Below are 21,641 nucleotides of genomic sequence, written 5' to 3'. Positions count from 1 at the left end.
TTAGGTCAGGCCAAGAGAGTTTCCGGCGTATATTCGTTTATTTTTGCCCGGATCATCACTTTCCCATTTTCCAAACGGGCATCCCATGTCCGTAAACGGATAGCCGGGTCTTCCAGGCACTGCCCATCCTCCAAACGGAAGTGCTGCTTATAAAGGGGAGATGCCACAACCAGTTGCCCTTTCAGATCCCCCATAATGCCGCGTCCAATAACATTGGCATTCGAAAATGGGTCATGGTTGTCAATCGCATAGACCTGCGCTGGTGCAACCTCTGTTTCTGGCAAGTAGAATAAAGCTATCTGATTACCATCATACCATGCCACAACACCTGATTTTGCAACCAGATCATCCCCTTGGCACAATTCTGTCCATTCTATCGGGCCTGCTGATGATGTGGTTTCTGGCAAATTGTCTGCCGGACGAACCTGATCACGCTCGGCAACGGTACGAATATTCGGATCCGGCCGCCGATCATTAACGAAGGTACGGAACCTCTTGAGTTTTTCGCGATCTGTCAGCGCATCGCGCCATTCACAGTGGTAGTTATCAACTACCATCTGCATCTGTTTCTCTAGTTCCGTACAAATACCCAAACTGTCAGCGATAATAACTTCACGAAGATAATCCAGCCCGCCTTCCAGGTTTTCCCGCCATACAGAGGTACGCTGGAGCTTATCTGCCGTACGGATATAAAACATCAGGAAACGATCAATATATTTCACAAGTGTTTCAGAATCCAGATCTGTTGCGAAAAGTTCCGCATGGCGGGGGCGCATACCGCCATTACCGCAAACATAAAGGTTCCAGCCATTTTCTGTGGCAATAACACCGACATCCTTGCTTTGAGCTTCAGCACATTCACGGGTGCATCCAGAAACGGCAAATTTCAGTTTATGCGGCGCACGCAAGCCTTTGTAGCGATTTTCCAGGTCCAGCGCCTTACCCACGCTATCCTGCACACCATAACGGCACCACGTGCTGCCCACGCAGGACTTCACCGTTCGGGTGGATTTGCCATAGGCTTGCCCGGTCTCAAACCCGGCATCCATCAATTCGCTCCAGATATCGGGGAGTTTGTCCAGTTGCGCACCAAACAGATCTATACGCTGGCCACCGGTAATCTTGGTATAAAGGCCGTATTTTTTGGCCACCTGCCCCAGAACAATCAGCTTTTCCGGTGTTATTTCTCCACCTGCAATACGGGGTACCACCGAATATGTTCCGTTTTTTTGCATATTGGCCATGAATGTATCATTCGTGTCCTGCAGCGGAATATAGAGAGGGTCTGTAATAGGTTTATTCCAGGCCGAAGCAAGGATTGAACCAACCGCAGGTTTGCAGATATCGCAACCCAAACCGCCATTGCCATATTGCGCCATAAGATCCTCAAACGTCTGAATCCCATGCACACGGACAAGCGCGTAAAGATCTTGGCGTGTATAGGAAAAATGTTCGCATAGGCTATAATCAACGGTAATGCCGCGTGCTTCCAGCTCCGTTTCAAATACATTTTTAAGCAAAGCTGAACATCCGCCGCAGCCCGTACTGGCTTTGGTGGATTGTTTCAGCCCTGCCAAGTCCGTACAGCCGTTCTCAATGGATGCGCAGATCGCTCCTTTCGTCACATTATGGCACGAACAGATCATGGCTGTATCAGGCAGCGCATCTGCTCCTAGCAGATCTGCTCCTTCCCCCCGCGGCAGGATGAGTGCCGCTGGATCTGCCGGGGGTTTAATATCATTCTGTACACATTGGAGAATGGTATCATAATAGGCATTGTCTCCCACAAGCACGGCACCAAGCACATGATGCCCATCTTCAGACAACACAAGGCGGCGATAGGAACCGTCTATTTCTCCAATAAATCTGTAACTGCGGCACCCCGGTGTACGACCGTGTGCATCTCCAATAGAGCCAACATCAACCCCCAGAAGCTTGAGCTTTGTGGACATATCCGCTCCGGCAAAGGCCACCTGCTCCCCTGCCAGTATGGATGCCACCGTACGGGCCATTGTATAACCTGGGGCAACCAGCCCAAAAACCTGCCCATTCCAGCAGGCACATTCCCCAATAGCAAAAATGGCTGCGTCAGAAGTACGGCATGTATCATCAATTACAACCCCGCCACGTGACCCGATAGCCAGCCCACATTCACGTGCCAAACGGTCCTGAGGACGAATGCCGGCAAAAAAAACGACCAGATCCGTTTCCAGAAACGTTCCATCGGCAAAAACAAGCCTATGCCTGTAGTTTTCTCCTGCAACAATTTCCTACGTGGCATGTGCGGTGAGGACATTGATCCCAAGGGCTTCAATCCGCTGTTTCAATGCCTGTCCGCCATCTTCATCAAGTTGCACCGGCATAAGGCGTGGTGCAAACTCCACCACAGCGGTGGACAAACCTAGCCCAGCCAATGCATTTGCGGCTTCCAGCCCAAGCAGGCCGCCGCCAATAACCACACCATGTGTAGCGCCATTGGCTGCTGCCCGGATCATGTCAAGATCATCAAGTGTCCGATAAACCAGCCCGGCTGTACCGGTGTTACCGGGTATGGGCGGCACAAATGGCGTAGAGCCGGTGGCAAGAATAAGCGTGCCATAAGGTAGAACGCCCTCGATGCTTTCAACCGTTTTGGCATCACGATCAATATGTTCCACCCTCACACCACGATGGAGTGTCAGGCCATGATGTGTATGAAAGTCGTCTTTATGCAGGCGCAATGCCAATGCATCTTGCCCACTCATATAATCAGTGAGATGCACACGATCATAGGCATCGTGAAGTTCATCACCAAAAATATGGATAGCGTGTGTTTTATGCAAACCATGCGTAACAAGCTGTTCAGCACAGTAATGCCCCACCATGCCGTTACCGATAATGACAATGTTTTCTGTAGTGATCATGACCGTCTCTCCTATTGTAAGGCTTGGCATCAGAATTTGAATTCCATGGTTTGCATATAAAAAGCGCCATCTTTTGCCCCGGCTTGTCTCATGCCATTCGAGGCCACAAATCCGGCGATATCATGTGTCCAGGTCCAATGTGGCGCAAAGTTCCATGCAATCTGTGTTTGTGGTGTGGCCCCAATAAACCCACCAGAAAGATTGTTGCGCCATGAGTATATTTTGCCAGTTCCATAAACAGCATCCTGCGTACTTTCCCGCCAGAAGACCGGCACATGCAATTTGAGAAGCAGATGAGGAACAGGCGTGGCCGTAATGACCGGCCCGACACCAATCAGGTTCTGAGATGTCAGGGCAAGCGTGACATCATTATAATAAGGGAAAGGAAAATATGGGGTCGCAAATGTTCCAACAGCACCATCCTTGCTATGATAGGACCCGCCAGAAAACATGTCTGCCTGCAATGAAAAAGACGGTGCAGATTTCAGATTTTTTGCTGTCCAACCAAATACACCATTAACCGCACAGGCACGAACTGCACGTGTTGCCCCCTGACTGGCTGCCGGGCGAAACTCTCCCCCCTGAAACACCCCTGTCAGGCTCACATTAAATGGCCCAACATTGCCCCAGATACGTGAACCAACATTATCGCGCCGGGTTGAACCACTTTGTGTGCCCGTTGTTGTGGAAATAGCCGCAGGTGTACCGTTAAATAGATACCCTATGAAAAAAACATCTGCAAAAATCTGGCTTTTTTGCCCCATAACGGTAAAGTTGGGCAGTGCTGTGGATGTATAAATGCCATACATGCGGGCATTATAATTTGTACCATCCGCAAAAACGTTACGAGGCAACTTGTTTGTTTGCATGAAATCAAACAGATCCATGCGGAATGATTTCCAAACCGCATATCCACGAAATCCATCCCATGTTTGCTGGGCATTCGTCAGATCTCGTGACGACTGCATGGACAAAGGAGCATCAAGAAAAACTTGCCTGCCCCCTATTGCTCCCATTTTTGCGCCCAGCAGGTTGCCTTTAACTTCCAAAATGCCTTGTTGAAGATCCAACCGTTCGCGCTGAACACCAGTTTGATAGCCGTAATAATTCGAACCACCAGCCACGCCCCAAAGAAATTCGGCATATGCACGAATATGTTCACCAATATGCAGATCTGCACCATACTGGTTACGGAGTAGAACACGGTTTGCATTGGTTTTGCCGGCAGTGCCCATCATGGGCTGGTTTTCAAAAATATAGCGTAAGCGTTCTTCTCCGTTGATCGATAGCCAGATATCACCATTATCTGTCAGCGGAATGTATTTCAGACGGTTAAACCAGTCTGCACACCTTTTTGCTGGGGACATGGTTGCCAAGTCACTCCAGTCTTCCGCCCAACGGGGCTGCCCAGGCCCCCCTATGATGCCAAAACCGGAGGCTACACCTTTACCTGTATTAAATACTCCCCAATCTGGACTATGTGGTGTTGAATTGGAATAAGGCGCTTTCTGTTTGAGCGCAGGCATGATGGTGCTTTTGGCAAGAACCTGCGCATTCGTTGTCTGCTTGTTTGCAGGCTGAGCATTATCTGCCCAAGCTGTCTGGTGCAGGCACAATCCTGCCAGCATAGCCACCGATGCGGTAGAAAAAGAGACCGAATGGGACGAAAAGAAAATACGGGTCACAGCAGTATTCCGGCTCTGGTAGGAAGGGAAGGATTACAGGGCACCAGGAGCATTTGCTCCCGTCGGAATTCCGTTGCTTTTGGCCATCCAGCGCCGACGGCAAAAACTGACACATGCAAGTGCAGCCAGCGCAATAACAGCAAAGCACAAAAACCCTGGGCCATAAGAGCCCGTCATCTGCCGGGCTGCGCCAAGGGATGACGCAAGATAGAACCCACCAACACCACCGCTCATACCCACCAGACCGGTAAGAATGCCTACACGTGTTGGAAAACGCGTAGGCACAAGCTGGAACACGGCGCCGTTTCCCAAACCCAGCACAAGCATGCCAAGAAAAAAGGCCGGAAAAGCAAGCCAGATTGTAGGAAGCCCGACCCCGATCACGGCAAAAATGCCCGCAGCAAGCGTATATAAAATGCTCAGCGCGCGTTCACCGCCAATACGGTCTGCCATGGCCCCTCCCAAGGAGCGCACGAACGAACCAACAAACACAACCAAAGCTGTGCAAGTACCCGCAATAGCGGGAGACAGACCATATTGATCGTTAAAATAAATTGTCAGAAATGAAGCCAGCCCGACAAAGCCACCGAACGTAACACCGTAGAAGAACATAAGCGCCCAACAATCGGCATTGCGCAAAACAGGCAGCCACGTTGTCAATCTGCCACCAACCCGACGTTCTGGTGGTTCACTGGCTAAAAAGCAAAAGACAATCAACACAGCCATCAATGGCAGAGTTGCCAACCCCAGAACATTAACCCAGCCGTAAAGTGCAGCCAGGCCGGGAGCAAACAAGGAAGCAAGCGCAGTGCCAGAATTACCAGCTCCGGCAATCCCTAGCGCAGTTCCCTGATATTGTGGTGGATACCAGGCAGAAGCAAGGGGAAGAGCAACAGCAAATGATGCACCTGCCACGCCTAGCACCAGCGCTACACCAAACAGCGCTGCGTAGCTGTGTGGAGCTACAAGCCATGTAACAAACAGCCCCGCGATAACAAATATCTGTGCACCAATTGCCACACGGCGCGGCCCAAAATGATCAACCAGCGCACCAGCAACCACACGTAATAAGGCACCAGCCAAAACAGGCGTGGCCACCAGCAGTCCTTTTTGGCCAGCATTCAGATGCAGATCATGTGCGATCGAAATACCCAGCGGCCCCAGAAGAACCCACACCATGAAGGAGACATCGAAGTAAAGAAAGGCCGCAAGCAAAGTGCGCGGATTACCTGCTTTAAGAAATCCTTTGTCCACGTCATCGCATCCAGTCTCCGTCATTAACATGAACGGAAACGCCTTTTTCAGGCACGGAGACCGTCGTTGGCCGTCCGGGTATCGTCGTGACCGATGCCGTCATTTCCCTATCATTCACCGCCATTGGCAAACGAAGTAATGAGAAATGTGCTTCCTTTCATTCGCACATACAACGATACGATGTCAAAACATTTTAACAGCATGCTCCATCTCTTTATGAAGCCTGCTTTTGAAGCAACGTGGCATAATCACTTCTTGATGCGGCTGAAGAGATCGAAGGTGAGACTTTCGAACTCCTGCCATCTTTTAGGCGGCAGGAATGGACGGGAAAGAACGTCAGTCATACCGATGACTTTAGACGTTCGCGGTTCAATCGCGCTCACTATCATCTAAAATAAAATCCAAGGAACTGAGATATTTATGTCCACTTTACAAGATATATTTATCATCATGTCATCTCTGAACGGGCAAATGATAATTTATTTACGAACCACCAAATATTTTCCCAACAAAAGTTGTTCCCACCATAGCGACAATACCCCAAAATATGACACGCAAGGTAGGCCGCAAAGGTGCAGCACCACCTGCACGGGCTCCCACAACTCCAAGTAACGCCAAGCTTATAAGTGAGACTGCAGACACAGCCCATGATACAATAGATGAAGATGAGAGTAATGCAGCCAACACCGGGAGTATTGCACCAGACGAAAATGCCCCAGCCGATGCACAGGCCGCTTGTATTGGTCGTGCAGATGTTGCATCGGAAATACCCAATTCATCACGGGCATGTGCCCCCAATGCGTCATGCTGCATGAGCTGCTGTGCAACTGTGCGGGCCAGAGCATCATCCAGCCCACGCTGGCGATATATATCAGCCAGTTCGCCAACTTCGGTATCCCAACTGCTACCGAGCTCCTGCTTTTCACGAGCAAGATCAGCTTTTTCTGAATCTGCCTGCGAACTGACAGAAACATACTCTCCTGCAGCCATAGACATGGCTCCGGCCACCAGGCTTGATATTCCAGCCAGCAAAATATTTTCCCGACCAGCATGTGCGCTGGCAACACCCATAATAAGACTGGATGTTGACAGAATACCATCATTCGCGCCCAACACAGCAGCCCGCAACCATCCCAAACGGGATGTTGCATGCGTTTCTTTCTGGCTGTTCAAGATATTATTTTCCATATTTCATCAAGAACACAATACACCACCAACATGACGCAAACCTGAACGCGTTACTGTCAGGTTTCTTCAGACAGCAATATGATTTCTGGGTTAGGGAAACACAGTGAAACACTTAATCCCCGCGCAGAACCAGTAAGAGGTGATTGTAATTGCAAGCGCGCATCCATCTGCCTGGCAATATTACTGGCGATTGCTAAACCAAGGCCGCTGCCATTGCTGGAACTGCCACCACGCACAAATGGGCTTGTCAGTTGGGCCAATGTATCCGGGGCCAAGGCAGGACAATCATTAATAACGTCAATACAGCCCTCAGGTTTTACCTCAACCTTTACTGGCATATCGGAAGTGCCATGCAAGAGGGCATTTTCAAGCAGATTGCGCAACAGAATACCGGTTGCGTCCATATCTCCATAAACAAAAATATGTCCAATACCCTTGGCTTTTAAATTAATACTCCGGCCATCACGTGGTAGATGCCCCAGATCATCAACCAGCACATATAATACGGCCAGCAGATCAAAACGATCTCGCCGAAAAGCAACGCCAGAAGATGCACGTGAAAACTGTAGAAGTTTTTCAACCGTTCGGGCCAATCTCTGGGTACGATCTGCTATAATTTCCACCCGCTTATTAGCCGAAGATCCTTCAGGCAGCATACGCCCCAGCATCTGCACCTGCGCAAGAAGGGCCCCAAGTGGGTTACGCAATTCATGCGCTGCACTTGCTGCAAAAGCGCGTTCAGTAGAAAGTGCTGTTTTCAGGCGGGATAGAAGCGTGTTTACGGCATGCTGGATGGAAACCAGTTCGACCGGCAAATCAAGTGATGAAATAGGGCTTAAATTGCCACTGCCACGAGATTGCATTTCATCATGCAAACGGTTCAAAGGTCGCAACGCCCGGCGCACAATCAGCCGCACCAGCACCCAAATTACGGGCAGAAAAATCAGTATCGGCAAGACCGCTATGGCCGTAGCACGCCATGTGGCCCCTCGCCGATGCAACGTGGGCTCACCAACAAGCACGCGATAAGCCGTGGCCGTAGGTGCCGCAATATAAACCCTGAACAAAGGGGTATTGGCAAAACCTGTATGAATATCAGACACAAAAGGTTCAACCGGTGCATTTTGAGAACGCAGAACAACATGGCCAGATTGGTCAACAACCTGATACGCGAGTGTTCGTGGCCCCACATCAGGCACCCATGCCACGTTGTCTGACTGGGCTTTATGCGGCTGTATGGTGATGATAGTCTGCAAACGTTCGGATACTTCCTGCAAGGAATTGTCCAGACGTTCTGTGATTTCGTAACGCGTAAAACCAGCAACGGCGATACTGAGGGCAAGAAAGCTCAGCGTGACCACACACAGAACACCACTGACAATCCGGGTCGCAAGGCTCCAGTTTTTCATGCGTCTGCTCTATCGGTCAGGCAATAGCCCCGGCCACGAACAGTTTTGATAACCGTATTGCCAACCTTTTTACGCAGGCGGCTAATAAAAACCTCAACCGTATTACTGCCAACATCCTGATCTAGCGCATACAAGGCTGTATCAATCTGATGGCGAGAATAAATGCGTCCGGGCCTGCGTGAGAGCAATTCCATAATCGCCCATTCCCGTGCTGTTAACTCAAGTTCCATCTCATTACGCGTTACGGAACGATTTTCGCGGTCAATAACAATCTCGCCTATCTGGTAGCTGACCTGCCTGCGTGGCGTGACGTACCGGCGCGCGACAGCTGCAATCCGGGCTACAAGTTCATTCAGGTCATAGGGTTTGACAATGTAATCATCCGCTCCATCGGACAAACCTGCAATCCTGTCACTGATCTGGTCTTCTGCCGTTGTGATCAGAATGGCGGTATCAAAGGACGTACGGCGGATCTCACGCAGCAGATCGCGCCCATTGCCATCTGGCAGCCCAAGATCCAGCAGCATGAAGTCGTAATCCACGGTTGCTACGGCTGCACGTGCATCTTCCAGTGTCATGAACCAGTCTACAGCATGCCCATCCTGCCTTACACGCTCCTGCACGGCGGCCCCAAGATCGTGCTCGTCTTCCACAATGAGGATACGCATCAGTTCTGAACCTCCTCTCGCATGACACGAGCATACAGGGATGGCAGCACCAGCAGGGTCAGCAGCGTGGATGTCACCAACCCACCAATCACCACGCTGGCCAAAGGCCGCTCCACCTCTGCGCCTGCACTTTCAGAAAACGCCATGGGAAAAAAGCCAAGGCTTGCTACCAATGCTGTTGCCATAACCGGCCTGAAGCGGGATTTGGCTCCCGCAAAAGCCGCCTGCGCCACGGCCATCCCTCGTGCGCGCAAGGCGGCTATTTCGCTCACCAGCACAACGCCATTCAGGATAGCCACCCCAAACAGGGCAATAAATCCAATACCGGCTGAAATGCTGAAGGGCATTCCACGTAATGTCAGCATAATAATGCCGCCGGTTGCAGCCACAGGCAGATTGATAAAAACCAAGAGTGCAGGCCGGATTGCGCCAAAGGTTACAACCAGCAATGCAAATATCAGACCAAGAGCTATCGGCAGAACAATTTCCAGACGTTGCACGGCTGAGTGCAGGTTACGGAACTGTCCATCCCATTGCATGGTGTAGCCCGATGGCAGATGCACATCATGCGCCACACGCATCTGCGCTTCAGCCACAAAGGAGGAAAGATCCCGCCCACGCACATTGGCCTGCACCACCATGCGGCGGCGTACACCATCACGACTGATACGTGGTGTACCGTCAACTTCATGCACATGCGCCACTTGTGAAAGCATGACATTCCCCTGTCCATCCATACGCCGAACAGGCAAAGCAGCAATAGCTGCTGCTGAAGCCACATGGCGGCTGTTCAGGCGCACCTGCGTGCTGATAATGGCATTGCCAACAATAACAGGCCGCGCACCAATATGGCCGCCTATGGCTTCTACCGTATCCAGAATATCCTGCACTGCCACGTTGCGGCTGGCAGCCTGTGCGCGATCAATGTCCACCACAACCAGCGGCACACTGCCATCACCCGCCGCAGCCACATCTGCAGCACCTTTTACACTTGAGATAGCAGCTACAACCTTGTCCCCCAGAGTGGCAAGTGTTGCCAGATCATCACCAAAAATCGAAACTGCAATCTGTGTTCTTACGCCAGAGAGCAGATCATCCATGCGCATCTGCACCGGCTGGCTCCAGGAATACAGCGCATCTGGCAATTCTCGCCGCAGCGTCTCATCCATTGCAGCCACCAGCCCGGCCTGCGTGCGCGCGGTTTTCCATGTTGATGGTGGATTGAGAAGAATGAAGCTGTCAGTCTCATTCACACCCATCGGGTCTGTGGGAATGGCGGATGTGCCTGTATTGCTGACAACCGTTTTTACTTCAGGAAACCCCTGCAGAATCTGTTCCTGCCTTGTCACCGATGCAAGCACTGTCTCCAAAGATGCTGAGGGCAGACGTGTGGTGGTAACAGCCAAAGCCCCTTCATCAAGCTGGGGAATGAACTCCCCGCCCAAACGTGTTGCAAGACCTGCCGATAACACCAGAACGGCCAGCGTGCCCCCAAACAGAAGCCGCGGATGTGCTTCTCCCCACTCTGTCAGATGTGCATATGGAGCACGCAGGCGAGCAATCAGCCATGTATCTCCTTTTGGCCGCACACGCGCCAGAGCCAGAACCGCAATTACGGGAATACAGATGAAGCAGTAAGCCAGCGAAGCTAGAAGCGCCATGATAACCGTTTGCGCCATAGGCCGGAACATATGCCCTTCAATGCCCTGCAGGGTAAGAATAGGCAGATAGACCATAATAATGACCAGTATGGCGAAGCCCACAGGCCGCATGACCTGCTGAACGGATGAGACAACCAGCGGCATAAACGCGGCTTCCGGCTCCTCCTCCCGCCTTGAAAGAATATGCTCAATAACTACCAATGAGCCATCAACAATCATGCCAAAATCAATTGCGCCAAGGCTAAGCAAATTGGCTGAAATGCCAAAATACCGCATACCGGCCATGGCGCAGACAAGAGCTACTGGAATAACGGAAGCAATCACCAGAGCGGCCTTCCAGCTTCCAATCACAACCACAAGCACCGCTATCACCAGCACGGCACCCATCAGCAGGTTATCGCGCACGGTCGCGATTGTTTGCCCGGTTAATGTGGCGCGGGTATAATAGGGCTCCAGCGTAACACCCGTTGGTAGGGATTGCCTTATGCTTGGCAAGGCACGATTGATGGCGGCCAATGTGGCGTTGGAACTTGCACCACTTTCCATCATCACCACGCCAATCACAATTTCACCCTGCCCATCACGGGTGACTGCGCCAAGGCGTGTGCGTGCGCCAGTTGTAATGCGCCCAAGATCTCGCAAACGTATGATGGAGCCATCGGCATTGGCGCATACGGCAATGTTGCCAAAATCCGCAAGGCTGCTGATCAACCCACGCCCGACAACACTTTGCTGTTCGGCATGATGGGTGATCCACCCACCGCCTGATGCCGCATTGTTTGCATCTACCGCGCGATAAACCTCACTCACTGAAAGGTTGCTGGCAATCAGCCGAGCAGGATCCAGCACAACCTCATAAGTTTCTTCCGCGCCACCATTGACGTTTACATCCACAACACCCGGCACAAGCCGCATCTGCGGCACTACCGTCCAGTTCATGATCCGGTTGAGTTCCATAAGTGAGCGCCCTGTCCCCTTGATCTGGAACTGCATGATTTCACCCATGCCCGTTGCAAGCGGCCCCATGCTTACAGTAATGCCCGAGACAGATATGGAGGCCCGTGCCTGCTGGATGCGCTCATTCACACGCGTGCGGTCAAGATTGATATCCGTGTCATCAGCAAACTGCACATAAACAACCGAAACCCCACCACGGGAAACAGAGCGCAGATCTGTGAGACCGGGAATACCGGTCATACTGGCTTCAACCGGAAAGGTGATCAGTTTTTCCACTTCCTCGGTCGCAAGGCCTGGAGCCACAACGGATACAAGAACCTGTTTTGGGGAAATATCAGGCACAGCCTCCACTGGCAGTTCCAGCACTGCCATCATACCTGCCGCCAATATCAGAGCCAATCCACCCAGCACCAGCATGCGGGCCCGCAGCAAAGCTTCCAGGTATTTACGGGCCATCAGTCTGCGTCCATTCCGGCCAGCCCGATGATTGATTTCAGGGCAAAACTGCCGTGGCTGACCACTGCCTCACCCTCTTCAAGGCCTGAGCGCACAACTGCATGCATGCCATTATCCAAGGCCACATCCACCACCACGGGCCGGTAATGTGTTTGATCCGCCTGCACAAATATGACGTTATGGCCATCAATTTTCTGAATAGCCTCTGCCGGCACAATAATACCCGTTACACTCTCACGCTCCGTCAGGCTGGCATCCAGCACCATGCCTGGAACCAACACACCAGTTGGGTTGGAAACACGGCTGATAACACGCACCAACCCTGTTTGCGGGTTGGCCATGCCATCCACTGTATCAATCCGGGATGTGATGGCACCATCGTTGGTCTCTGTGGTCTGTAATCCACCGGGCTGAAGACGTGCTGCCTGTTCCGGCGTAATGTCCGAAACAATCCACACGTCAGACAGATCCGCTACGCTCGCCACGTTTGTGGTTGGGGTTAGGTCTGCTGCAACAGATGTATCCAGCGTTTGCACCATACCATCAACCGGAGAGATCAGGGTTGATACCTCATCCTGCTGTTTCCGACTGCTTTGTTCAGAAGATGAATTGAACTCCTCATTAAACCGATGACCCAATGTATCCACATCTGCCTGTCGGGCACGCATGGTTGCATCTGCCTGCGCCAGAATATCCTGCCTGCGGCGCAGCTCTGCCAATGAAAGAGTTTGACCAACCAGTTGTTTTGCGCGCTGCACTGCGGCTGCGGCATCATTTCTACTGGCAATGGCGGCGGTTAACGCGGCACGCATCTGAATGGCTTGCAGTCGTGCACCATGGAGAGAATGATCCTGATAGCGCAACAGGACCTGTCCTTTACGGACCGAAGCACCTGGCTGCACCAAAACGTCCAGCACTTTGCCGCTTCCGGCTGGATGAATATACACAAGCCGCGTGGTATCGGGCATAACCCGGCTGATAACTGGCAGAATGCGAGAAACCTTACCGGATTTGGCAAAGGTCACTGTAATACCTTCATTTTTTATCGCTGCCATATCTAGCGCGACAACCGAAGGGAGTATCTGATCTTCGGCATTGGCGAGAGGTGACATACAAAAACACACAGCGAAATACGCAAGGATGCGTCCTTTCATGGTGTAATCCCCATGGCAATCATCATACGCAGCGTTGCGACATGCCACTCTACCTCAGCACGGGCGTTGGCAAATTGCGCATTGCAGGCAGCCTGTTCTGCCTGCATGACAGTTTCGAGCGTTGCCTCTCCCACCCGCCAGGCATGCTCTTCTGCCGCTGCACGCTTTTGCATATTTGCCGCGGCTATACGGGTGGTCTGCCGGGCAGCTGTGGCGGCCATCAGCCGAGCCCGCACACGGGATATTTCCAGATGTACCATGCGCCGGGCCTGTATTTCCTGACTATTGGCAGAAGCAAGCCTGTTGCTGGCCTCAGACATAATCGGTGTATTCCGGGCCTCGCTTGGTAGTGGGATGCTGAAGTTGACACCAACCCGGTCATCCCATGGGCTGCCATACTGTTTTTCATGAATCACATCGATACCCAGTTCTGGATTGGGCATAAAAGAGCGGCGGGCAAGCTTCATATTAGCTTGTGCAGCTTCTACATTTTTGTGTGCGGCTTTTACGCGCGGATCATTGTCTTCCATATCACGCGGTTCCACAAACCGCACATGTGCCATATCTGCACCATGAGAAAGATCAACCTCAACTGGCTGGGCAAATAAAACTTCCAGTTCAGCCTGAGAATTTTCCAGATATTCTTGCGCCAATGCCTGTTCATTACGGGCATTTTCCATTTCTGACTGTGCTATCTGGCTTTCCGAAGATGAAGATTCACCCACATGCGCAGAATGGGCAATCAAACTGTTTATCCTGCTTGCATACTCATACAGTTGATGTGCCGCCTTTAAACGTTCCTGCGCAATCTGTGCTTTGGCTGCCCCATCCAATACCCTTATGGAAAGCGACAGGTATTCAACATTTAGCTGCTCATCCAGAGATGCGGCTTCAGCACTTGCAACCTGACGTGTGGCACTTCCCTGCCCTGGTAACCAGAGTGGTACGGACACCCCTCCCTGATAAGTAGTGTACCCTTCATTACTCCCGATTGCATGGTCATCCATATATTCACCGGACAGAGTTGGTCCGCCAGCAAACCATGATCCTGCTGCACTGCTGCGCGCCTTTGCAGAATGATGGCCAACCTGCAATTCAGTGCGCACAGGATCAACCGCCCAAGCCATATTAACGGCTCTATGAAAATCTATTTTTTCTGGCATGTTCTGGGCATTTGCAGAAAATATGCCGAACGAAAATGTCACAATACTTAACAGCAGGATTTCACGCATGAGGTTACACGCAGCCTCCTACGGAATAATCGGCTTGTTATGCGTAATTCGGGAGGCGAGGTCATTCCATAGATTGACCGTTGCCAAGTTGATGTCGCCTTTTATGGATGAAGGTGACTGGGTGCGTGAAAAAGACGTCAGAGCCATGCGTTCACCAATCACAAAACGCCCTTGCGAAAATAATGTGACGGAAAGCGATCCCAACCTCCCCTGCCCGGCCGGACGCTTGATAGACACCCGCATATGTGGTGGTGGCACAGCAATGGCGTGAAATGCCTGAAGTTCTGTTTCTCCTGTAGGGCAGGCAACGCTTTGCAAAACTGCATGCCGTAAAACAGAATGTGGATAGCCCGCATATGAGCCATCTATATGCAGAAGAATACCTTCTTCCGTTCCCTTACAGATACTTTCTGTTTCGGTATAAGAGACACATCCGCACAGGCTGAGTGTTATCAGAATTGACAATCCGTAACGTATCACCCGTTGCATAACCTGTACTGGCCTTCCTAATACGATCACAGCACGCCATCATTGTGTTGGCGTCTTTGCCCCTATAACGCGCAAAGATGACGTGAACCTGAATGGCCACCAGACAACGGTTTCTACGGAGAAAGAAAATTTCTCATCACATCGCTCAGCTTCCTATTCCGAGTATCCAGGCTTTGGTCACGGAAACAGTGGCCGGCATCCATCGAGCTTCAGGAAAAGGAATGCCTCGTCAGGTCAAAGTCCTGATTTTTGCAAAAATCAGAATTTATTATAAGAAGGATCTATATTTTCCACGCGCAACCCGCGATGCAGTGCTTTCACTAATCTCATAGAAAGCTGCAATAGATTTTAAAGTTTCACCTTTTAAGCGTCTATCAATAATTTCCTGTCTTTGGACATCTGTCATGCGACAAGGACGTCCCATTTTTTCCCTTGCCGGATCGCTCGAATGCGTCCTTCTGATGTACGTGTACGAATTAGATCGCGTTCCACATCGGCAAGTCCACCCAAGACTGCAAGCATAAGCCGACCTGTACTAGTAGTAGTGTCAGTCCATGGTTCTGCTAGCACTACAGTTGCATTTTGTGTCGTGAGTGAGCGCGGATAGCACTGGCCTGATGCGTTCGTCGAAAGACGGACCATCTGAGGATGTGAGAGACGGGTAGTCTGCGTTGTGCAAGTTTTACGACGAGGCGCCTGATCTCCTGAATGGACCAGCGGACAAGGACTGTCGTGTTCTGAGTTGTGTTTTTTTCGGTTTCAGTGAGTTTGCCTGGTAACGGACACTGGCCATGACGGCATAGGCCAGCATGACCAGAGAGACATGCCGATGCCAACCATGCCAGGAGCGGGTCTCGTTATGATCAAGACCAAATTCGTTTTTGGCCGTCTCGAACCCTTCTTCGATCCTCCAGCGCGTCCCTTCAACGTTCACGAGTTCCTGCGTGGTTGTCCCTTTCGGGCTCCAGGTCGTAAAATAGGCAAGGTCCCCGTCAGCGATGTTTCGGCGGATCAACAGGCCACGTGTCCATGGTCCGGCTATAGGGCAGTCAAATTCTTCAGCATCCAGATCAGCAAGCGGAAGATACGCCCAGTCATAAAGTCGCTCACCTTTTGTGCCGTGCCCCGCTGACAGACGACGCCAGGCCTGGTCTGGCAGTCCTGCTGCAATATCTTTCGCCTCTCCGGCAATCAGCGGTTCCGTTGCCCATGATCCGAACCAGTGATTGCCCTTGACCCCAAGCACATATCCAATTCCTGCCCGGCGAAGCGTGCGTTCTACGTCGCCCACGCCATACACGCTGTCTGCTGCAACCCAGCGGAACGGCACACCGGCCTCAATACTTCGCTCAATCATCATCGAGGCTAACGCCGGTTTGGTTGCAAACACCACGTCATCGGGAACGTGGGCCCGCTTCAGACGCTCAGGCTTTGATGTCCAGTCTTTCGGGAGATACAGGGCGCGGTCAATAAAGGCATGCCCCCGTTCCGAAACATAAGCGCCAAACACACCAATCTGGCAGTTCGTGATCTTGCCGGCAGATCCCGTATACTGCCGCCCCACACCGCAGGACGCCTGACCCTTCTTCAGAAAACCGGTCTCATCAATGACCAGCACGCCCTCTTCAGTGCCCAGATGCTCAATCACATAATCCCTGACGACGTCACGAAGGGCATCGGCATCCCAGTGCCCGCGTCCCAGAAGCGCCTGCTGCCGCCATGGACCAGGATCTCCTGCGGCTTCCGCTCGCATCCATCCCGTCTTGCGTGGTTCATTGCCAATCAAAACATCAAGAAAAGCACAGGCCGAATCTACGACACGTTTTTGCGTGAACAGCGGCGCCATCCGATCCTTGGCGGACCGAAGCGAGCGCGCCCATAATTCCAGCGTCTCTTCAACAGACGTACCGCCACTCATCATATCCTGAATCATGGTTACCCATAGATTCAGAACTCAACACAAAATGCAACTGTAGTGCTAACCAGTAAACGATGCCCAGGGCCAAAACTGCGACAGAGAGCGCGAACAATTCCATGGCGGACACCTTATTCAGATCCAGCAGGATGAATTTACGGGCAACTGCTAAAAGGGCGATCAGAACGATGGTTCTCACCCGGATAACATTCTCGTGCTGGGCCAGAACGACAAGCAGGGAATGTTTAAATTCAAGGGCAATAATGACGGTAAAGATCGCACCAAAAATTTCCTGAAAGATCTCCTGCTTGATGGGATCGATCCCGATGTCAACGATCAGATGCCAGACCGCGCTGATCAGATGAACTGTCGCTATGGCAGTGACAAGCATGATGAGGGCAATCAGTATCAGAATAATGGCCTGTTCAAAGCGTTCATAGAATGTCAGACCATTAAACAGCCTGACCAGACGCGACCAATCCCTGCTGTGCCAGGAACGTTTCATGGAGATTTCTTCCATAACCGTTTTCCCATTAGATAATTGATATAGTTTTAAGTGTTTGGCTTTTCTTTCAATAATCTTGAGCGTCCTCACTCAGGACATGAACCGGACCACGATCGCTTATTGACTATTTGAGTTACCTCTCTTTTTCTTACGAGAAGAGACTACGCTAACGGCTAATGTCGACTTCAGATGCAGATAAATTACCTGTTGATCCTGACAAGGAGAAACTCGCCGAACCTCTGGATCCGGCTGATATGGGCACCGATTTCCATGCAGTCCCATGTGCTCTCCTAAGGGGTTGACTACCCCTCAAGCCGCACTTTCTCTCAGGAAACGATAATGATGGCTCTATCATTCCCAATGAATGCGATACAAAATCGTAATTATTCCAATATTGTCGGAGCGCTACGAGGTTAAGCAAATGGATTATGCTCGACATCTCCCTTTCCCTCTATCTTGAATACAATATTCCGAAACACGGGGCCTTTTATGGAAGGCCCAGCAGCCCTCTCGTTTTAATAAAAACCCAGACGAAAACGGCATCTTTGAGATAGGATGTACGTTTACGTTTTACGCCGCTATCGATGTCGATCGCGCGTTTTTTGCAGATAATGGCAAACGGAACGCAAAATCAGAAGCCAGAGGATCGCACCCAGCTGGGGCAAGTTTACCCCTCTGGACGAGACTTGCCAGCAAGGCACGAAGTCTAGTCCCAAGGACGCCGGTATAGGTCTGGAGTGATGTCAGAGTTACGCCCCGTCCATCATGGCCCAGACGGCGAAACAAGGAGATGACACGCTCTTCCAGCACATCATCACCAAAGATGGGACATGTTATCATCACACGCCTCCATCCAATCGGTTGCGCCTTTTCCGAGAAACCGTACGCAGAAAGCAGCGATAGCGTAAATAGAGTCTTTTCAGTTTCGACATCCATATCCTCCTATTAAAGCAACATGGATCTCAATCGTTTAGCTCAGGACGCTTAAGGTCAGACCCGAAGGCGTCTGACACACCTAAGATTGGAAGGGATTTTTCCCTCGTCAAGTGGTCCAAAAATATAGAAATTTCCTCATTATACGGGTGATGGAGCAACCTAGGAATATCAAGGGTATCGCAGGCTATCGGATGAAGAGACAAGAAACTGTTTGAACAGATTTTCTGAATCTCAAAGTTTCAGAGAGAACTTCGAAAACAAGTTTACTTCTGGTCTAATCTCCCAAGATCATTAGAATAACGAGTCATGCTTGATACCCTGCATATAACTGGCTCCTGGCCGGTTTTACGTTCTTATGTTCTTGAGCAGGTAGATCGTCTGACCTGCCAACGTCTGAATGATCCCCAGGCCTCAATTGATGTTTTGCGGCCTATTCTCTCGACGGCACATTTTTCCCCACCGCTTCCTGTGCTGATCGCCGGCAGTGCACTTCCCGATGGATCCTTCCTGCCAGATACCGAATTGCCCCGCCATGCGGAACATGCCGCCGCTGCAGGAGAAGCTGTCAAGGCGACCTTTCCTACTTTGCCTTCTGGCTATCAGATCGAACTGGCGTTGGAAATTGACTGCGAAAAGCTGGCGTTCGTTGCCACATTGGTGTCATCCAAGATCAGCAGTAACAGTGGCCCACGAGCCGAGAAAGAAGACACTTCAAAGATTCTGCCTCCCGCACCTATCGGGCAGGCTCCAGCCAACGTAACACGCTGGTTTTCAGCATTGTGCGAAATCGATATACCAGAGCACGATGGGCGGCTTGAAACATCGCAAGCAGCTGTGGGAGCATTCGTGCAACATGGCAAGTCCGCAAATACGCGGCGCGCCTATCGTTCAGCTATTAAGGGATGGTGTGCCTGGACAAACCGTCATGGTCTCCCTGCCCTGCCCGCACGCAGCACAGATGTGGCGACCTATCTCGCAGATCTTGCGCTCCGTGGTCGCAAGCCGACGACGATCGAACTGCATCGTGCAGCACTTCGCTACCTCCATCACATCGCTCAACTTCCTATCCCGACTGCCCAGGCTTTGGTCACGGAAACAGTGGCTGGTATCCATCGATCTCCTGGCAAGGAAATGCCGCGGCAGGTCAAAGGTCTGACATGGGACATGATGTGCGAAGTGATTGATGCAATCCCGATGACCACATTGGTAGACGCACGCGATCGAGCAATCCTCCTGATCGGCTATGGTGGGGCGTTACGACGCTCGGAGTTGGCGTCTATTCGGCTTGAATACGTCACTCTGGATGATGACTGCATGCGGATTACGCTCCCTCAATCCAAGGGCGATAAGCAGAACAAGGGCACTGTGGTCGCCATTCCCCGTGGTATTACGCGCTTTTGTCCAGTTCGTGCGTGGGAGACGTGGTTACGGCTATCGGGTCTTAAACCGCGCAAGAAAACGGCAAACGACCATTCCACGACTGCGGCCTTTCCACGCATCTGGTCTCCTGCGGCCTCGAAACCAGGTGTGTCACCCCCTCTCCCGAAAATTGGCACACAAAGTCTCTCTGACTGGTCTGTGGCCAAGATCATCAAACAACGATGCCTTGCCGCCGGCCTCGAAGGAGACTTTAGCGGACATAGTCTGCGTCGTGGGGCCATCACGACGGGGGCGCAAGACAATTACGATCTGATGGCGCTCAAGCGTTTCTCGCGTCACCGGGATTACCGAGTCCTGGAAGCTTATATTGAGGATGATCAGGCCCTAACCCGACATCCAGGAAAAAGTCGGTTTTGAATCGATATAGGCTTAATTCTGCCTTTCCTAATCTCAAAAACGAAGAAAGGCCGTCGCCTGATATTTCAAAATTCAGATATCTAAAATCGATGCATGAAGAATTTTTACACTCACAGTAATTCCTGCTTTTTGGGAGCCGACTCGTATTGGAGGTAATTTGGACTCTCTCCACGGGTATAAAATATATCCGTGACCCTTCGGTTTCATTGGACTCTTTCCACGATGTCCAACTTTTATCAAGCGGACTTATCCACAATCTAGTTTACGCACCAAATCTTATCCTTTGGACTCTACCCGCGATAAGTTTGGACTCTCTCCACGATAATGGGCTTATCCCTTGGACTTTGCCCACACATAAACTAATAAAGAATCAAATAATAACAAATAGCTTTTGCGGACAGAGTCCAAAGAACCGTGGACAGAGTCCAAATTCCTTCTCGTGGACAAAGTCCAAATTGACGAACAAATTTTCCTTATGACATTGTTCAAGTATGGGACAGATTCATAGCTTACTAGACAGATTTGGCGTTGAAGAAATGCGGCGATTAGCCTCACTTGAGGATAAAACGCAACGCCTGTGTGTCGAAGCCGCTCATGAAGTAATGTCTGATGAAGATCAGGCTATTGGTATAGCTCATGCAGGATTTGCAATGGCCGCTTTACCACATAAAAAAATCTCAGAATCTATTTGGCGCCGCGAAGGAGGTTCAATTCAACTTCTAGTAGAAAGTGGCTTAGATAAAGAAAATAAAGCCGTAGGCGTGCCATTTGGCGCAATGGCTAGACTTATCCTTCTATATCTACAAACACAAGCTGTAAGAACCAGATCCAGAGAAGTCGAGCTCGGATCCAGCATGAATGCTTGGTTAAAAGCAATGGGTGTTTCAGTTGGTGGCAAAACCTATATTGCCGTCAGAGATCAAGCTAATCGTATTAGTCGATGCCGTTTGACGTTCACTAGAATAAATGCTGGTGCAGAAATTATAACTAACGGTGCGTTTGTCCGTGACGCCATCATGCCAATTGAATCTGAAAATGGAAACCAACTATCATTTTGGAAAGAAGCCGTAAGACTAGATGAAGGCTTTTATGAGAGCCTTATTGAACATCCACTTCCTCTTCGTGAAATCGCAATTCGACAAATATCTAATAAATCTAAGGCTATCGATATTTATATCTGGTTGGCGTACAGATTACATGTACTTAACGATCCGCTTACTTTAAGTTGGAATACGTTAAAAAATCAGTTCGGCCCGGAATATAAAGAATTACGATATTTTAAAAAAGACATTGTTACTCCGCTTAAAATTGCTCTCTCAGTCTACCCGGAAGCTAAGGTACAAATGGACGATAAATATGGAATCATTCTTTATCCTTCTCCACCTCCAATTCCCGAAAAGCGAATTGGAAAGTAAATTTACATGTTAATAAG

Annotated in this window: 13 protein-coding genes and 2 pseudogenes; 2 read left to right on the top strand and 13 right to left on the bottom strand. The window is 50.7% G+C overall.

Annotated features, from left to right (window positions below; all coding sequences use genetic code 11):
- Nucleotides 1–5: 5 nt before the first annotated feature.
- The 13 genes and pseudogenes from nirB to QQM41_RS14605 form a co-directional block, all read right to left on the bottom strand.
- A pseudogene (nirB, locus tag QQM41_RS14665) lies at nucleotides 6–2,903 on the bottom strand (nitrite reductase large subunit NirB).
- A gap of 29 nt (nucleotides 2,904–2,932) precedes the next feature.
- Nucleotides 2,933–4,588, bottom strand: coding sequence for an alginate export family protein (locus tag QQM41_RS14660; RefSeq protein ID WP_339078228.1), 1,656 nt, complete (start codon nucleotides 4,586–4,588; stop codon nucleotides 2,933–2,935).
- 33 nt (nucleotides 4,589–4,621) lie between these two features.
- Entirely contained in the window at nucleotides 4,622–5,842 is a 1,221-nt protein-coding gene (locus QQM41_RS14655; RefSeq protein WP_339078227.1) for a nitrate/nitrite transporter, read from the bottom strand.
- A 483-nt stretch (nucleotides 5,843–6,325) separates the two neighbouring features.
- Entirely contained in the window at nucleotides 6,326–7,030 is a 705-nt protein-coding gene (locus QQM41_RS14650; protein WP_168455090.1) for a VIT family protein, read from the bottom strand.
- 56 nt (nucleotides 7,031–7,086) lie between these two features.
- Nucleotides 7,087–8,439, bottom strand: coding sequence for a HAMP domain-containing sensor histidine kinase (locus QQM41_RS14645; RefSeq protein ID WP_339078226.1), 1,353 nt, complete (start codon nucleotides 8,437–8,439; stop codon nucleotides 7,087–7,089).
- The gene (locus QQM41_RS14640) at nucleotides 8,436–9,107 is read right to left on the bottom strand and encodes a response regulator transcription factor (RefSeq protein ID WP_339078225.1); all 672 of its coding nucleotides are present in this window, start codon (nucleotides 9,105–9,107) and stop codon (nucleotides 8,436–8,438) included. The genes QQM41_RS14645 and QQM41_RS14640 overlap by 4 nt, the downstream gene beginning before the upstream one ends.
- On the bottom strand, nucleotides 9,107–12,181 hold the full coding sequence (locus QQM41_RS14635; protein ID WP_339078224.1) for a CusA/CzcA family heavy metal efflux RND transporter: 3,075 nt from the start codon (nucleotides 12,179–12,181) through the stop codon (nucleotides 9,107–9,109). The genes QQM41_RS14640 and QQM41_RS14635 overlap by 1 nt, the downstream gene beginning before the upstream one ends.
- Nucleotides 12,181–13,335 (bottom strand): efflux RND transporter periplasmic adaptor subunit, encoded by a 1,155-nt coding sequence (locus QQM41_RS14630; protein ID WP_339078223.1) that lies wholly within the window; start codon nucleotides 13,333–13,335, stop codon nucleotides 12,181–12,183. The genes QQM41_RS14635 and QQM41_RS14630 overlap by 1 nt, the downstream gene beginning before the upstream one ends.
- On the bottom strand, nucleotides 13,332–14,567 hold the full coding sequence (locus QQM41_RS14625) for a TolC family protein (protein WP_006115452.1): 1,236 nt from the start codon (nucleotides 14,565–14,567) through the stop codon (nucleotides 13,332–13,334). The genes QQM41_RS14630 and QQM41_RS14625 overlap by 4 nt, the downstream gene beginning before the upstream one ends.
- An 18-nt stretch (nucleotides 14,568–14,585) precedes the next feature.
- The gene (locus QQM41_RS14620) at nucleotides 14,586–15,056 is read right to left on the bottom strand and encodes a hypothetical protein (protein WP_012813266.1); all 471 of its coding nucleotides are present in this window, start codon (nucleotides 15,054–15,056) and stop codon (nucleotides 14,586–14,588) included.
- A gap of 268 nt (nucleotides 15,057–15,324) precedes the next feature.
- Nucleotides 15,325–15,623 (bottom strand): annotated as a pseudogene (locus QQM41_RS14615) (recombinase family protein); the annotation flags it as partial.
- A 115-nt stretch (nucleotides 15,624–15,738) separates the two neighbouring features.
- Nucleotides 15,739–16,989: an IS701-like element IS1452 family transposase gene (locus QQM41_RS14610; protein WP_012812328.1), complete on the bottom strand. Its 1,251-nt coding sequence runs from the start codon at nucleotides 16,987–16,989 to the stop codon at nucleotides 15,739–15,741.
- The gene (locus tag QQM41_RS14605; RefSeq protein WP_012813355.1) at nucleotides 16,952–17,491 is read right to left on the bottom strand and encodes a phosphate-starvation-inducible PsiE family protein; all 540 of its coding nucleotides are present in this window, start codon (nucleotides 17,489–17,491) and stop codon (nucleotides 16,952–16,954) included. Before QQM41_RS14605 ends, QQM41_RS14610 begins: the two co-directional genes overlap by 38 nt.
- Before the next feature lie 1,227 nt (nucleotides 17,492–18,718).
- On the opposite strand from QQM41_RS14605, the gene QQM41_RS14600 reads away from it, so the two are divergent.
- Both QQM41_RS14600 and QQM41_RS14595 read left to right on the top strand, forming a co-directional pair.
- Nucleotides 18,719–20,209, top strand: a complete 1,491-nt coding sequence (locus QQM41_RS14600) for a tyrosine-type recombinase/integrase (protein WP_006115745.1) — start codon at nucleotides 18,719–18,721, stop codon at nucleotides 20,207–20,209.
- Nucleotides 20,210–20,700: 491 nt separating this feature from the next.
- On the top strand, nucleotides 20,701–21,624 hold the full coding sequence (locus QQM41_RS14595) for a replication protein RepA (RefSeq protein ID WP_003631062.1): 924 nt from the start codon (nucleotides 20,701–20,703) through the stop codon (nucleotides 21,622–21,624).
- Nucleotides 21,625–21,641 lie beyond the last annotated feature (17 nt).

The organism is Acetobacter sp. AC2005 (assembly GCF_037901235.1).
In the GTDB taxonomy this organism is placed as follows: Bacteria; Pseudomonadota; Alphaproteobacteria; order Acetobacterales; family Acetobacteraceae; genus Acetobacter; species Acetobacter oryzoeni.
This window is presented reverse-complemented; position numbering and strand designations above follow the sequence as displayed.